At 66.7% G+C, this 13511-nt stretch carries 14 protein-coding genes and 1 pseudogene; 5 read left to right on the top strand and 10 right to left on the bottom strand.

Features of this window, described 5'->3' with window-relative positions:
- Positions 1-91 precede the first annotated feature (91 nt).
- From rfbC to rfbB, 6 genes are read right to left on the bottom strand one after another with little or no spacing between them, the layout of a single operon-like run.
- Entirely contained in the window at positions 92-646 is a 555-nt protein-coding gene (gene rfbC / locus HA630_RS10370; protein WP_166834494.1) for a dTDP-4-dehydrorhamnose 3,5-epimerase, read from the bottom strand.
- An 8-nt stretch (positions 647-654) separates the two neighbouring features.
- Entirely contained in the window at positions 655-1527 is an 873-nt protein-coding gene (gene rfbA, locus HA630_RS10365; RefSeq protein ID WP_166834492.1) for a glucose-1-phosphate thymidylyltransferase RfbA, read from the bottom strand.
- The gene (gene hepT / locus HA630_RS10360) at positions 1524-1943 is read right to left on the bottom strand and encodes a type VII toxin-antitoxin system HepT family RNase toxin (RefSeq protein ID WP_166834490.1); all 420 of its coding nucleotides are present in this window, start codon (positions 1941-1943) and stop codon (positions 1524-1526) included. Before hepT ends, rfbA begins: the two co-directional genes overlap by 4 nt.
- The gene (mntA, locus tag HA630_RS10355; protein ID WP_166834488.1) at positions 1933-2337 is read right to left on the bottom strand and encodes a type VII toxin-antitoxin system MntA family adenylyltransferase antitoxin; all 405 of its coding nucleotides are present in this window, start codon (positions 2335-2337) and stop codon (positions 1933-1935) included. The genes hepT and mntA overlap by 11 nt, the downstream gene beginning before the upstream one ends.
- Entirely contained in the window at positions 2334-3284 is a 951-nt protein-coding gene (rfbD, locus tag HA630_RS10350; RefSeq protein WP_166834526.1) for a dTDP-4-dehydrorhamnose reductase, read from the bottom strand. The genes mntA and rfbD overlap by 4 nt, the downstream gene beginning before the upstream one ends.
- Positions 3285-3289: 5 nt before the next feature.
- On the bottom strand, positions 3290-4369 hold the full coding sequence (gene rfbB, locus HA630_RS10345; protein ID WP_166834486.1) for a dTDP-glucose 4,6-dehydratase: 1080 nt from the start codon (positions 4367-4369) through the stop codon (positions 3290-3292).
- Between the two features lie 134 nt (positions 4370-4503).
- On the opposite strand from rfbB, the gene HA630_RS10340 reads away from it, so the two are divergent.
- Positions 4504-4758 (top strand): acyl-CoA-binding protein, encoded by a 255-nt coding sequence (locus tag HA630_RS10340; RefSeq protein ID WP_166834453.1) that lies wholly within the window; start codon positions 4504-4506, stop codon positions 4756-4758.
- A gap of 16 nt (positions 4759-4774) precedes the next feature.
- Here the strand turns inward: HA630_RS10340 and HA630_RS10335 are convergent, their stop codons facing one another.
- On the bottom strand, positions 4775-6862 hold the full coding sequence (locus HA630_RS10335; RefSeq protein WP_166834452.1) for a molybdopterin-dependent oxidoreductase: 2088 nt from the start codon (positions 6860-6862) through the stop codon (positions 4775-4777).
- 85 nt (positions 6863-6947) lie between these two features.
- Here HA630_RS10335 and HA630_RS10330 point away from each other — a divergent pair, with 85 nt between their 5' ends.
- Positions 6948-8165 (top strand): M20 aminoacylase family protein, encoded by a 1218-nt coding sequence (locus HA630_RS10330; RefSeq protein WP_166834451.1) that lies wholly within the window; start codon positions 6948-6950, stop codon positions 8163-8165.
- On the opposite strand, the gene HA630_RS10325 is transcribed toward HA630_RS10330, so the two are convergent.
- The 3 genes and pseudogenes from HA630_RS10325 to HA630_RS23620 form a co-directional block, all read right to left on the bottom strand.
- On the bottom strand, positions 8117-8914 hold the full coding sequence (locus HA630_RS10325) for a type III pantothenate kinase (protein ID WP_166834450.1): 798 nt from the start codon (positions 8912-8914) through the stop codon (positions 8117-8119). The two genes, HA630_RS10330 and HA630_RS10325, sit on opposite strands and share 49 nt — an antisense overlap.
- 58 nt (positions 8915-8972) lie before the next feature.
- Positions 8973-9380: a rhodanese-like domain-containing protein gene (locus tag HA630_RS23625; RefSeq protein WP_243855437.1), complete on the bottom strand. Its 408-nt coding sequence runs from the start codon at positions 9378-9380 to the stop codon at positions 8973-8975.
- A 21-nt stretch (positions 9381-9401) separates the two neighbouring features.
- A pseudogene (locus HA630_RS23620) lies at positions 9402-10094 on the bottom strand (MBL fold metallo-hydrolase); the annotation flags it as partial.
- Positions 10095-10397: 303 nt separating this feature from the next.
- On the opposite strand from HA630_RS23620, the gene HA630_RS10315 reads away from it, so the two are divergent.
- From HA630_RS10315 to HA630_RS10305, 3 genes are read left to right on the top strand one after another with little or no spacing between them, the layout of a single operon-like run.
- Positions 10398-11453: a TRAP transporter substrate-binding protein gene (locus tag HA630_RS10315; protein WP_166834448.1), complete on the top strand. Its 1056-nt coding sequence runs from the start codon at positions 10398-10400 to the stop codon at positions 11451-11453.
- A gap of 35 nt (positions 11454-11488) precedes the next feature.
- Positions 11489-12052 carry a TRAP transporter small permease subunit gene (locus HA630_RS10310; protein ID WP_166834447.1) on the top strand — a complete coding sequence of 188 codons (564 nt, stop codon included), beginning with the start codon at positions 11489-11491 and terminating at the stop codon, positions 12050-12052.
- Between the two features lie 48 nt (positions 12053-12100).
- Entirely contained in the window at positions 12101-13474 is a 1374-nt protein-coding gene (locus HA630_RS10305) for a TRAP transporter large permease subunit (RefSeq protein WP_166834446.1), read from the top strand.
- Positions 13475-13511 lie beyond the last annotated feature (37 nt).

Genomic DNA, 13511 nt, shown 5'->3' with positions numbered 1-13511 from the left:
TTTTCCCTGATGTGTCTGTTAATCGCCGTATTTTGCCAGAAGGGTGGCACAGAATTGGCAGCCAGCAAAGGCTGGCTACCGGTGTTACACGTCAGGGAAACAATTCGGCTTGCCGAAATGTCAACGCTGCAACATCTTTCGCAGCCAATAGGGGCTCGCCTTGCAACGGCCAATGTATGTCCAACTGCGAGTCGCTCCACAACAGGCTGCGCTCGTGCTCCGAGTACCAGTAGTCGGTAGTTTTGTACAGGAACTCGGCCGACTCACTCAAGGTGAGAAAGCCATGCGCAAAGCCCGGGGGAATCCACATCTGCTTGTGGTTGCTGGCACTGAGCACCTCGCCCACCCACTGGCCAAAGGTGGGGCTGCTTTGGCGCAGGTCGACCGCCACGTCGAACACCTCGCCCTGCACCACCCGCACAAGCTTGCCCTGAGGGTGCTGGATTTGGTAATGCAGCCCGCGCAGCACACCCCGGGCGGATTTGCTGTGGTTGTCTTGTACGAATTGCACGCCCTGCAGGCCGGTGGCCTGTTCAAAGTCGCGCTGGTTGAAACTTTCGAAGAAGAAGCCGCGTGCATCGCCGAACACTTTGGGTTCAAGCACCAGGACTTCGGGGATGGCGGTGGGGGTGACGGTGTAGGGCATGGCTACCTTTACTTGAGCAAACCCAGCAGGTATTGCCCATAACCGCTCTTGGCCAGGGGCTGCGCGAGCTGCTGCAGTTGCTCGGCACCGATCCAGCCGTTGCGCCAGGCGATTTCTTCCGGGCAGGCAATCTTCAGGCCCTGGCGCCGCTCCAGCGTGGCGATGAACTGCCCCGCGTCGAGCAGACTGTCGTGGGTACCGGTGTCCAGCCAGGCGTAGCCCCGGCCCATGGTCTGCACGTTCAGTTGGCCTTGCTGCAGGTACGTCTGGTTGACGGTGGTAATTTCCAATTCGCCCCGCGCGCTGGGCTGGACGGCCTTGGCAATGTCCACCACCTGCGGGTCGTAAAAGTACAGGCCGGTGACGGCGTAGTTGCTCTTGGGGGCCTTGGGCTTTTCTTGAATGCTGATGGCCTGGCCCTGGGCGTTGAACTCCACCACGCCGTAGCGTTCCGGGTCTTGCACGTGGTAGGCGAACACGGTGGCGCCGGTGGTTTGCGCGTCGGCCGCTTTGAGCAGGGGCTGAAAGTCGTGCCCGTAGTAGATGTTGTCGCCCAGCACCAGAGCGCTGGGAGCGTTGCCTATGAAGGGCTCGCCAATGATGAAAGCTTGGGCCAGCCCATCGGGGCTGGGCTGCACTGCGTACTGCAGGTTCATGCCCCACTGGCTGCCGTCGCCCAGCAGTTGCTGGAAGCGCGGCGTGTCTTGCGGGGTGCTGATGACGAGCACGTCGCGCATGCCGGCCAGCATGAGGGTGCTGAGCGGGTAATAGATCATGGGCTTGTCGTACACCGGCAGCAGCTGTTTGCTGATGGCCAGTGTGGCCGGGTGCAGCCGCGTGCCGGAGCCGCCGGCGAGGATGAGGCCTTTGCGTGGGGTCATGGTGCGTGAATGGGGTTCTGCAAAAAATCAATCAGGAAAGCGTATCGATCATCCTGCACGATGGCGGCAATTTGTGCCATGTCGACGTTCATGTAGTCGTGAACGATGCGATTGCGCAAACCCACGATGGCATTCCACTGCGGCAGGTCATTCTGAGAAATCAGCTTGTGGTGAGCCATCGCTGCAAACGCGTCGTAAGCAGAGACAGGTACATCTGCTCCAGCGGCTTTGAGGCTATGCTTGGCTTTACCTATGGCGTTTTCGATCAGGATCTGCAAGGCATGCAATACGCCGCCTTGTTCAAGTGGCGTCAAGACCCGGCCCGGGGTCGCAAACAAAGCCTTGGCCTCGTTGAGCATGGCGCCGCACTCTTGCGCAATGCGCTGGCACTCCGCCTCGTAAAGCTCAAGCCGCATGTTGCCGCCTCCAATGAAAATCTTCTATTTCAGCCCACGTGGTTTGCAGGAATCGCATCCAGGGCAAGCCATTCTCGCCGGCGAGCACACGCCCTTCCTCTGCCACCAATGCACGCATGGCCAGCCGCGCCTGCACCAGATCGATCAGGTCGATCGCTTCAGGGGGACTGGCGATGGCCTGTGACAGTTGCAAGCGCAGCGACTCGGTGGCTTCCAGCCGTTGCACGGGATTCAACCCGCGCTGCCAACGGATGGCAATGTCCCAATCGCTGCCTGCCGTGGCGGTACCGTTCGCACGGCTGCCCACAAGGACAGCAAATTCCAGTTCGGGCTGGCGTTGAAGCACTTCCGCCAGCGCGGCCAAGTTGGCCTCGGCCGGTGCCTGATCGTTCATGGCAACACCTCGGCCAGCATGCGGTCCACACCTTGCTGCCAAGGCGGCAGGGTAAGCCCAAAGATGCTTTGCAGCAGCGCCGTGTTGAGCCGCGAGTTGTGCGGCCGGCGCGCGGGGGTGGGGAAGGCGGTGGTGGGCACCGGGTCGATGGACTGGACCTGCCAGCCGCCCTGGGGCTGCAGGTGCTGCGCCTGGGCGACGACGTGCCGGGCATAGCCGTGCCACGTGGTTTCGCCAGCCGCCGCCAGGTGGTAGGTGCCCTGCCCTTCGCCGGTGCGCAGCAGGTGGCGTATGCAGTGGGCGGTAACGTCGGCAATCAGCTCGGCCCCGGTAGGCGCGCCAAACTGGTCGTCGATGACGGTGAGACGTTCGCGCTCGCGCGCCAGGCGCAGCATGGTTTTGGCGAAGTTGCCGCCGCGCGCGGCGTACACCCAACTGGTGCGCAGGATGAGGTGCTGGCGGCTGGCCTGCAGGATGCGCTGCTCACCCTCGAGCTTGGTGAGGCCGTAGGCATTGAGCGGGCCGGTGGCGTCGCCTTCCTGCCAGGGGGTGTGGCCGCCGCCGTTAAAAACGTAGTCGGTGCTGTAATGCACCAGCCAGGCCCCCACGGCGTGCGCGGCCTGGGCCAGCACGCCCGGGGCCTCGGCGTTGATGCGGCGGGCCAGGGCCACGTCGGACTCGGCTTTGTCCACGGCGGTGTAGGCGGCCGCGTTGACGATGACCTGCGGGCGCACGGCATGGACCGTGCGGGCCAGGCCCGCCAGGTCGGACAGATCGCCGCACAAGGGCTGGTCCAGCGGGGGCAGGCCCTGCCACGCGGGCAGTTGGGCGGCTTGCTGGGGCGTCAAGCCGTCGCGGTCCAGCGCGATGAGCTGGCCCAGCGGTGCCAGGCTGCGTTGCAGCTCCCAACCCACCTGGCCGTTTTTGCCCAGCAGCAAAATGCGCAGCGGGCTCATGCGGCGTGGGCGGCGGCAGCGGCGCCGTACTGTTGGCTCACCCAGTCCCGGTAGCTGCCGCTTTGCACGTGCTGCACCCACTCCGGGTGATCCAGGTACCACTGCACCGTCTTGCGGATGCCGGTCTCGAAGGTTTCGGCCGGCTTCCAGCCCAGTTCGCGCTCGATCTTGCGCGCGTCGATGGCGTAGCGCCGGTCGTGGCCGGGACGGTCTTGCACATGGGTGATTTGCGCTTGGTAGCTGCTGCCGTCGGCCTTGGGGCGCAACTCATCCAGCAGCGCGCAGACGGTGTGCACGATGTCGATGTTGGGCTTTTCGTTCCAGCCGCCGACGTTGTAGGTTTCGCCCAGTTGGCCAGCCTCCAGCACGCGGCGGATGGCGCTGCAGTGGTCTTTCACGTAGAGCCAGTCGCGCACCTGCAGGCCGTCGCCATAGACCGGCAGGGGCTTGCCGGCCAGGGCGTTGACGATCATCAGCGGGATGAGCTTTTCGGGGAAGTGGTAGGGCCCGTAGTTGTTGCTGCAGTTGGTGGTGAGCACCGGCAGGCCGTAGGTGTGGTGCCAGGCACGCACCAGGTGGTCAGACGCGGCTTTGCTGGCGCTGTAGGGGCTGTTGGGTTCGTAGGGGTGGGTTTCCGCAAACGGCGGATCGTCCTTGGCCAGGGTGCCGTAGACCTCGTCGGTGCTGACGTGCAGGAAACGGAAGGCGGTTTTCTCGGCCTCGGGCAAGGCGGACCAGTAGGCGCGCACGGCTTCGAGCAGGCGGAAGGTGCCGACGATGTTGGTCTGGATGAAGTCTTCGGGGCCGTGGATGGAGCGGTCCACGTGGCTTTCGGCGGCGAAGTGCAGCACGGCGCGCGGACGGTGCTGGGCCAGCAGGGCATCCACCAGGGTGCGGTCGCCCAGGTCGCCTTGGACGAAGAAGTGGCGCGCGTCGCCCTGCAGGCTGGCCAGGTTTTCCAGGTTGCCGGCGTAGGTCAGCTTGTCGAGGTTGACGACGGGCTCGTCGCACTGGGCCAGCCAGTCGAGCACGAAGTTGCTGCCAATGAAGCCGGCGCCGCCGGTGACGAGAATCATGCCCTGGTGCTCCTACTGAAGTGAACACCCAATTATCGATGCAGCGACACCTGCGGGGCTGACCGAGCCTGCGACCGTGCGGACGCGTTGCACAATGCACGCTCGACGCAACCCATTGACGAAGGAACCCCCCCGTGTCTGACCTGAAAGCCGCTTTTGAAGCTTCTGTGGCCGCAACCAAAGACCTGACCCAGCGCCCCGACAACCAGACGCTGCTGAAGCTCTACGCGCTGTACAAGCAGGCCACCGAGGGCGACAACGCCGCCACCAAGCCCGGCTTCGGCGACCTGGTGGGCCGCGCCAAGTGGGACGCCTGGGCCGCCTTGAAAGGCACCAGCGCCGACGACGCGATGCAGCGCTACATCGACCTGATGGACACGCTGGAGTGACCCCGCGGCCGGTCGCTCAGGCCGGCGCCACCTCCACCAAACAGTCGTAAAACGTGGGCGCCCGGCCCAGGTCGGTCAGGCGCTGGCTGGTGAGTTCGTTCACGTTGGTGCCATTGAGCCCGAGCTTGCGCCACCAGATGCCCAGCCCGTTGACCACGCCGGGGCGGGCGCGCTCGGTCACCCGGGCGGCGCAAACATAGTGGCCGCGGTCGTTGAACACGCGCACGGTGCTGCCGTCGGCGATGCCGCGCGGGACGGCGTCTTGCGGGTGGATTTCCAGCAGCGGCTGGCCTTCGGCGTCGCGCAACGAGCGCACGTTGACGAAGGTGGAGTTGAGAAAGTTGCGTGCCGGCGGCGAGATCATGGCCAGCGGGTGGCGCGGGTCGCTGCCCGGAGCCTCGTGGTTGGGCAGCACCTCGGGCAGGCCGTCCAGCCCCTGCGCGGCCAGGCGTTCGCTGAAGAACTCGCACTTGCCCGACGGCGTGGGGAAGCCGCCTTGGGCGAACGGCGCCTCGGGCAGCGGCAGGGTGACGAAGCCGTCGCGCAGCAGCGCGTCGAAATCCACCGCATCGCCAAAGGCCTGGCGGCACAGGGTTTCGTCGTCGTCCTGGAAGCAGGGGTCGGTGTAACCCATGCGGCGCGCCAGTTCGCGGAAGATGTGCGTGTTGGGCCGTGCCTGCCCCACCGGAGCGATGGCCGGGCGGTTCAGCAGCACGTCGGTGTGGCCGTAGCTGGCGTGCACGTCCCAGTGTTCCAGCTGGGTGGTGGCGGGCAGCAGGTAGTCGGCGTAGTCGGCGGTGTCGGTCTGGAAGTGCTCCAGCACCACGGTGAACAGGTCGTCGCGGGCAAAGCCCTGCACCACCTGGGACGAGTCTGGCGCCACCGCCACCGGGTTGCTGTTGTACACCACCAGCGCCTCGATGCGCGGGCCCCATTCGGCCGAGGTGGGCCGCAGCAGGTCGTCGCCGATGGTGCTCATGTTGACCACGCGGGGCTGCGCTTGACCCGAGGCGGCGAACAGATCGGGCCGCTGCAACACCTGGCGCTGCACCGGAAACGCGCCGGAACTGCTGAGCAGCAGCCCCCCGGCCCGGTGGCGCCAGGCCCCCAGCACGACCGGCAGGCAGGCCACCGCCCGCACCGCATTGCCGCCGCCGCGCACCCGCTGCATGCCGTAGTTCAGCCGGATGGCCACCGGCGCCCGTTGCTCAAAGCAGGTGCCGATGTCGCGCGCCAGCGCCTCGATCTGCGCCACCGGCACGCCACAGACCTCGGCGGCGCGCGCCGGGGGCCACTGCAGCGCCCGTTCGCGCAGCTGCGGCCAGCCCACCGTGTGCTGCGCCAGGTAGGCGTGATCCACCCAGCCGTGCTGGACGCAGGCGTGGATGAGCGCGTAGGCGAGCGCCGCGTCGGTGCCCGGCCGCAGGGCGATATGTTCGTGGCACTTGTCGGCGGTTTCGCTGCGGCGCGGGTCGATGCAGACCAGCCGGGCGCCGCGGCGCTTGGCCTCCTGCGCGTGGCGCCAGAAATGCAGGTTGCTGCCCACCGAGTTGCTGCCCCAGATGAGGATGAGGCGCGATTCGGCGAAATGCTCGACCCGCATGCCCTGTTTGGTGCCCAGGGTGTACTCCAGCCCGGCCGCGCCGGCCGAGGCACAGATAGTGCGGTCCAGCCACGAGGCACCCAGGCGGTGGAAAAAGCGCGCGGCGATGCTCTCGCCTTGCACCAGCCCCATGGTGCCGGCGTAGCTGTAGGGCAGGATGGCACGCGGGTCGCGCGCGGCGATGGCCTGCAGGCGGGCGGCGATGTCGTCCAGCGCTGCGTCCCACGACACCGGCTCGAACTGCCCACTGCCCTTGGGCCCCACCCGCTTGAGCGGCGTCAGCAGCCGTTCGGGGTGGTGGGTGCGCTCGTGGTAGCGCGACACCTTGGCGCAGAGCACGCCACCGGTTTGCGGGTGATGCGGGTTGCCCTGCACCTTGACGGCCACACCGTTCTGCACGGTGGTGACGAAGGAACAGGTGTCGGGGCAGTCGTGCGGGCAGGCACCGACGACGGTGCGGACACCGGTTTCAGGGGCGGCGGGGGTGGCGGTGAAATCCATGCGGCCATTGTGCGACACGCGCGCCCACGCGAACAAAGCGGCGGGTTTTCGTTAACATGGCCGTTCCACGCGAGAGAGACCGGCCATGACCCTGAACGACTCCATCCTGGCGCACGCCGCCGAGCTGACGCAGCTGCGCCGCGACCTGCACGCCCACCCCGAGCTGTGCTTTCAGGAAGTGCGCACCGCCGACCTGGTGGCCGGCAAGCTGGCGGAATGGGGCATCGAGGTGCACCGGGGCCTGGGCCGCACCGGCGTGGTGGGCGTGGTGCACGGCCGCGACGGCGGTGCCTGCGGCCGCGCCGTGGGCCTGCGCGCCGACATGGACGCCCTGCCCATGACCGAGCTCAACACCTTCGCCCACGCCAGCCGCCACGCCGGGCGCATGCACGCCTGCGGCCACGACGGCCACACCGCCATGCTGCTGGCCGCGGCCCAGCACCTGGCCCAGCACCGCGACTTCGACGGCACCGTGGTGCTGATCTTCCAGCCGGCCGAAGAAGGCGGCGGCGGCGCTCGCGAGATGATCAAGGACGGCCTGTTCGAACGCTTCCCCGTGGAAGCGGTGTTCGGCATGCACAACTGGCCCGGCTACCCGGCCGGCAGCTTCGCCGTCAGCCCCGGGCCGGTGATGGCCTCCAGCAACGAGTTCAAGATCGTCATCCGCGGCAAGGGCAGCCACGCCGCCCTGCCGCACAACGGCATCGACCCGGTGCCCATCGCCTGCCAGATGGTGCAGGCCTTCCAGACCGTCATCACCCGCAACAAGAAGCCGGTGGACGCGGGCGTGATCAGCGTGACCATGATCCACACCGGCGAAGCCACCAACGTGGTACCCGACCACTGCGAGATCCAGGGCACGGTGCGCACCTTCACGCTGGACGTGCTGGACTTGATCGAGCGGCGCATGCGCGAGATCGCCCAGCACACCTGTGCGGCTTTCGGTGCCAGTTGCGACTTCGAGTTCGAGCGCAACTACCCACCCACGGTGAACAGCCCGGCCGAGGCCGAATTCGCCCGCCGGGTGATGTGCGACGTGGTGGGCGACGCGATGGTGCTGGCGCAGGAGCCCACCATGGGTGCGGAAGACTTTGCCTACATGCTGCAGGCCCGGCCTGGGGCCTACCTGTTCATTGGCAACGGCGACGGTGCGCACCGCGCCGGCTACGAAGGCGGCGGCCACGACGCCGGGCCCTGCACCCTGCACAACCCGCGCTACGACTTCAACGACGACCTGATCCCCCTGGGCGGCACTTACTGGGTGGAGCTGGCCACGCGCTGGCTGGCGTCGGCAAAACGGTGATGGGCGATGGCCAGCAGGCCATCGAAGATCAAGGGTTCCACCAGCTCGAACGGCACCGTCATGCTCGGGGCCATTTTCCAGCCGGCGCCGCCGGTCATGACGCACACCGGGTCCACGCCGGTGTGCTGGCGCAGGTTGTCCACCATGCGCTGCACCGCCCCGGCAATGGCAAAGGTGCCGCCGCTGGTGAGCGCGTCGCTGGTGTTGGTGGGAAAGTTGCGCACCTCGCCGGTGGGCACGTGCAGCCCGGCGGTGCCGGACTCCAGCGCCCGCAGCATGATGCCGTGCCCCGGCAAGATGATGCCGCCCAGGAACTTGCCGTCGGCGTCGATGGCCTCGACCGTGACCGCCGTGCCCACCATGACCAGCACGCAGGGCACCCGCTGGCCCCGCGCCAGCAGGCGCTGGCGCGCGCCGATCATGGCGACCCAGCGGTCGGAGCCCAGCCGCGCCGGGTGGTCGTAGCCATTGGTCAGGCCGGCCTCGGCGGCGCTGGACACCACCCATTGCGGGGCCACGTCCCACAGCTCCAGCTGCTCCTGCACCCGGCGCTTGACCGCGTCGCCGGCCACCACACAGCCCAGCACATGGGTGGGCGCGCGCAGCGTGGCCCAGTCGCCTTCGGCCAGGGCCTCGATGTTTTCCAGAAACTGCACGCCGTGCGCCAGCATGCGCGCGCCCACGCCAGGGGCCTCGTACAAGGCCCATTTCAGGCGCGTGTTACCCACATCCAGTGCCAGCAAAGTCATGGGCAGATGATAGCCGGCGCGGCGTGGGTAGAAACCCGGTGGCGGTTTGAGCAGACGCTCAGTTCTGGCGCCACGGCAGGCCATGGAAGCGCCAGCCGCCGCGCTGGCCGCGGTGGGCCTGCCCGTCGGGGTCGCCCTCGAAGCCCTCCAGGATGTTGTACGCCTCCAGCCCGAGTTCGGTGGCGCGCTTGGCCGCGGCGATGGAGCGCACCCCGCTGCGGCACAGCAGCACCAGCTTGCGCCCACCGGCGGCGGCCTGCACCCCGGCGTCAAAGCCCGGGTTCATGGCCATGCCGGGCCACTGCTTCCAGGCCAACGGCACCGCGTCGGGCACGTAGCCCACCCACTCGCGCTCGGCGTCGGTGCGCACGTCCACCAGCACCGCCTCGCCGGCCTGCACCCACTGCCAGGCCAACAGCGGCGACACGTCGCCGGCGTAACCGGCGGCCGGCCGGGGCACCTGCAGCAGCGCGCCGTCGGCGTCGTGGCGCTGGCCCGAGGTCAGGTTGGCGGGCACGGCCTCGTCGATGCGCTTGGGCCGTGGCAGGTTAAGACCGCTCATCAAGGCCACGAATTCGTCGCGCGTTTTGCCCGCCACCCGGGCGTTGCCGGCCTTTTCCTGGCCAATGCTGCTGTGGGTGCGGCCCTGGTAGTCGTGGCCGGGCCAGACGGTGGTGTCGTCGGGCAGGCGGAACAGCACCTCGGTCAGGCTGTGGTACAGCGCCTCGGCGCTGCCGGACTGGAAATCGGTGCGGCCGCAGCCGTTGATCAACAAGGTGTCGCCGGTGAACACGTGGCGCTCGCCCGCGGCCTCCCACAGGTAGGAGACGCTGCCGGCGGTGTGGCCGGGCGTGGCCAGCACGCGCAGGGTGTGGCCGCCAAAGGCCAGGGTGTCGCCGTCGTGCAGCTGGCGCAGCGCGGTGGTGATGCCGCAGCCGGCCGGCGCGGCGGTTTTGGCGCCGGCGTGCTCGGCCAGCTTGCCGGCGCTGGTGATGTGGTCGGCGTGGGCGTGGGTTTCCACCGTCCAGACCAGGCGCAAGCCGTAATCGCGCAGCACCGCCAGGTCGCGTTCCAGTTGCAGGTCCACCGGGTCGATGATGAGGGCCTCGCGCGTGGCCACATCGAACAGGACGTAGGTGTAGGTGCTGGAGTCGGGGTCGAACAACTGGAGGGGACGCATCGGCGGGCCTTTGGGGTAGAGAAAGCGGGTCTTGCGCATCATAAAGACATGTACCGGTCACGGCACAAGCTACAACCACAGCACCCCCTGTCCAGCACACAGGCGACAGCAGGGTCCGTTTTCTTTCAACGGCCCGCTTGAAGAAATTTCAAGCCGCGTGAAAGCCGAAAAAACACAAAAAAAATCAAAGACTTAGAAAATTAACCCAAAAACTGGCCGGGAAAACCCGGTCCCTGCGGCGGGCCAGCGCTCTCCACAATGGCTGGCGCCTTGTTGGGCACACAAACCTACTGGAGACAAACCATGAAAACCTTGCTGAAAGCCATTCCGCTGTGCGCGGCCCTGGTTGCCGCCGCACCGAGCACCTGGGCCCAGGAAACCGTCCGCTGGGGCATTCCCATGTCCTTTGGCTCCAACCTGACCGCCCTGGGCGACACCATGCCCTGGGTGTCCGAGCAGTTGAAGAAAGTCTCGGGCGGCACCGTCAACCTGCAGGTGTTCGAGCCGGGCAAGCTGGTGCCGGCGCTGGGGGTGTTTGACGCGGTCTCCACCGGCAAGGTGGAGGCGGGCTACAGCTTCATGGGTTACGAGCTGGGCAAGGTGCCGGTGTCGGCCATTTACGGCGCCCTGCCCTTTGGCATGGAAACGCCGCAGTTCGCCGCCTGGATGTACTACGGCGGCGGCGACGCGCTGCTGAAAGAGGCCTTCCGCCCGCACAACGTGTACCCCATCTTGTGCGGCTCCATCAGCCCCGAAGGCGCCGGCTGGTTCCGCAAGGAAATCAAGACCCCGGCCGACCTGCAGGGCCTGAAGTTCCGCGCCGCCGCACTGGGCGGCAAGATCTACCAGAAGCTGGGCGCCTCGGTGACCATGCTGCCGGGCGGCGAGCTGTACCAGGCGTTGGAAAAAGGCGTGCTGGACGGGACCGAGTTCTCGCTGCCGTCGGTGGACGACCAGCTGGGCTTTGCCAAAGTAGCCAAGCACTACTACATGCCCGGCTGGCACCAGCCGTCCACCAACCAGTACCTGTACGTGAACCTGCAGGTGTGGAACAAGCTCAAGCCGCAGACCCAGGCCCAGATCGAAACCACCTGCACCGCCGGCGTGGCGATTGCCATGGCCAAGGCCGAGGCGACCCAGGCCGCCGCGCTGGAGAAGTTCGAGAAAGAAGGCGTGAAGCTGCACCAGTTCAACAAGACCATGCTGGACGCGTTTGGCAAGGCGTCGCGCGAGGTGCTGGCCGAAGAGTCCGCCAAGGACCCGATGTTCAAGAAGACCTACGACAGCATGTCGGCCTTCATGAACAAGAACCGCAAGTGGCACGACCTGGGCTACCTGCCGCGTGACTACAAGAACTGATCCACCCACCCCCTGACCTTGAGGAGAGCACCAGCATGTCCACCGCCGTGAGTCCCGATGCCCCGTCCAACGCGGGGGCCTCGGGCATCGCCTTGCCCACCACCGCCCTGTCCCGGGGCATCGACCGGCTGATCACCGGGGTGGGCGAATTCGCCTCGGCGCTGTGGACCGTGCTGGTGCTGGTCATCGTGGTGCAGGTGGTGGCGCGCTACGCCTTCGGCAAGGGCTCCATCATGATGGAGGAGCTGCAGTGGCACCTCTACGCCATCGGCTTCATGCTGGGCCTGTCCTTCACCGAAATGCGCGAACGCAACGTGCGCATCGACGTGCTGGCCGAAAACTTCCGCCCGCGCACCCGGCTCTGGATCGAGCTGCTGGGCACGCTGCTGCTGTTCCTGCCCTTCACCCTCATCGTCATCTGGTACGGGCTGCCGTTCACGGCCACGTCGTGGAACCTGAGCGAGGTCTCGGCCGCGCCGGGCGGCCTGCCCTACCGCTGGTTCATCAAATCCTTCATCGTCAGTGCGTTCGTGCTGCTGGCGCTGGTGGGCCTGGGACGGCTGTCCCGGGTCTGGGCCGCGCTGTTTGGCGGCCGCTGAGTCACGCCCCCACTCCCACACAAAACCACAACACAGGAGCCGGGCACCATGCCTTTTTACGAATACCTGTCCATCGCCCTGATGGTGATCTTCATCGGTGCGTTGTTCACCGGCTACCCGGTGGCGTGGCTGCTGGGCGGCATTTCACTGCTGTTCGCCGCCGTTGGCATCTACCTGGGCCAGTACGCCGGGCTGGACACCTTCCTGATGACCAACTGGATGAAGTTCTCCGGGGTGGTCGACCGCTTTGACGCCATCATGTCCAACTGGGTGCTGGTGTCGCTGCCCATGTTCGTCTACATGGGTCTGATGCTGGACCGCTCCGGTGTGGCCGACATCATGATGAAGAACTTCGTCAAGGTGTTCGGCGGCATCAAGGGTGGGCTGGGTCTGACGGTGATCGTCATCGGCATCTTGCTGGCGGCGTCCACCGGCATCGTGGGCGCGTCGGTGGTGCTGCTGGCGGTGCTGTCCATGCCGGTGATGCTGCAGAACAACTATTCCAAGCGCTTGGCTTCGGGGGTGGTGGCGGCGTCGGGCACGCTGGGCATTCTCATCCCGCCGTCCATCATGCTGGTGCTGATGGCCGACCAGGTGGCCACCTCGGTGGGCGACCTGTTCATGGGCGCGCTGGTTCCGGGCGTGGCGCTGGGCCTGCTGTACATGGTGTTCCTGCTGGTGGTGGGCCTGGTGCGGCCCGACCTGGTGCCGGCGCGCGCGGCCGACGCCGAGAAGCTCACGCTCAAGCAGCTGAGCGTGGCCTTCCTGTCCACCCTACCCACCATGAGCCTGATCCTGTTGGTGCTGGGCTCCATCTTCTTCGGCATTGCCACGCCCACCGAGGCCTCGGGCCTGGGCGCTTTTGGCGCCATTTTGCTGGCCGCGGCCAACAAGCGACTGAGCTGGAGCGTGATCCGTCAGGTGGGCATCGAGACCACGCTGACCACCTGCTTCATCTTCGCCATCTTCATCGGCGCCACGGTGTTCGCCTACGTGCTGCGGCTGATCGGTGGGGACGAGCTGATCAGCGAGTTTTTCAAGAACCTGGGCCTGTCGCCCACGGGTCTGGTGCTGGTGGTGCTGCTGGTGGTGTTCATCGCCGGCTTCTTTCTCGACTGGTTCGAGATCGTGCTCATCGTGCTGCCGCTGCTGGCGCCGGTCATCAAGGCGACCGGGCTGGACATGACCTGGTTCCTGATCCTGATCGCGCTGGTGCTGCAGACCTCCTTCCTGACGCCGCCGGTGGGCTTCTCGCTGTTCTACCTCAAAGGGGCGGTGCCCAAGGGCGTGACGATCAAGGACATTTACATCGGCGTCATCCCGTTCGTGCTGCTGCAACTGCTGATGGTGGCGCTGTGCTTCGTGTTCCCGGACATCATCACCTGGCTGCCACAAAAAATGTACGGCACCCCCGGCGGCTGAGGCCACTGCGGGCAAACCCAGGGGCGCCGCGGCGCCC

This window comes from Aquabacterium sp. A08, assembly GCF_011742065.1.
This window is presented reverse-complemented; position numbering and strand designations above follow the sequence as displayed.

Excerpts from the sequence above, each read along its gene's own strand:
- rfbC (WP_166834494.1), bottom strand. The coding sequence starts at position 646 with ATGCCCTACACCGTCACCCCCACCGCCATCCCCGAAGTCCTGGTGCTT.
- rfbA (WP_166834492.1), bottom strand. The coding sequence starts at position 1,527 with ATGACCCCACGCAAAGGCCTCATCCTCGCCGGCGGCTCCGGCACGCGG.
- hepT (WP_166834490.1), bottom strand. The coding sequence starts at position 1,943 with ATGCGGCTTGAGCTTTACGAGGCGGAGTGCCAGCGCATTGCGCAAGAG.
- mntA (WP_166834488.1), bottom strand. The coding sequence starts at position 2,337 with ATGAACGATCAGGCACCGGCCGAGGCCAACTTGGCCGCGCTGGCGGAA.
- rfbB (WP_166834486.1), bottom strand. The coding sequence starts at position 4,369 with ATGATTCTCGTCACCGGCGGCGCCGGCTTCATTGGCAGCAACTTCGTG.
- HA630_RS10335 (WP_166834452.1), bottom strand. The coding sequence starts at position 6,862 with ATGGATTTCACCGCCACCCCCGCCGCCCCTGAAACCGGTGTCCGCACC.
- HA630_RS10330 (WP_166834451.1), top strand. The coding sequence starts at position 6,948 with ATGACCCTGAACGACTCCATCCTGGCGCACGCCGCCGAGCTGACGCAG.
- HA630_RS10325 (WP_166834450.1), bottom strand. The coding sequence starts at position 8,914 with ATGACTTTGCTGGCACTGGATGTGGGTAACACGCGCCTGAAATGGGCC.
- HA630_RS10315 (WP_166834448.1), top strand. The coding sequence starts at position 10,398 with ATGAAAACCTTGCTGAAAGCCATTCCGCTGTGCGCGGCCCTGGTTGCC.
- HA630_RS10310 (WP_166834447.1), top strand. The coding sequence starts at position 11,489 with ATGTCCACCGCCGTGAGTCCCGATGCCCCGTCCAACGCGGGGGCCTCG.
- HA630_RS10305 (WP_166834446.1), top strand. The coding sequence starts at position 12,101 with ATGCCTTTTTACGAATACCTGTCCATCGCCCTGATGGTGATCTTCATC.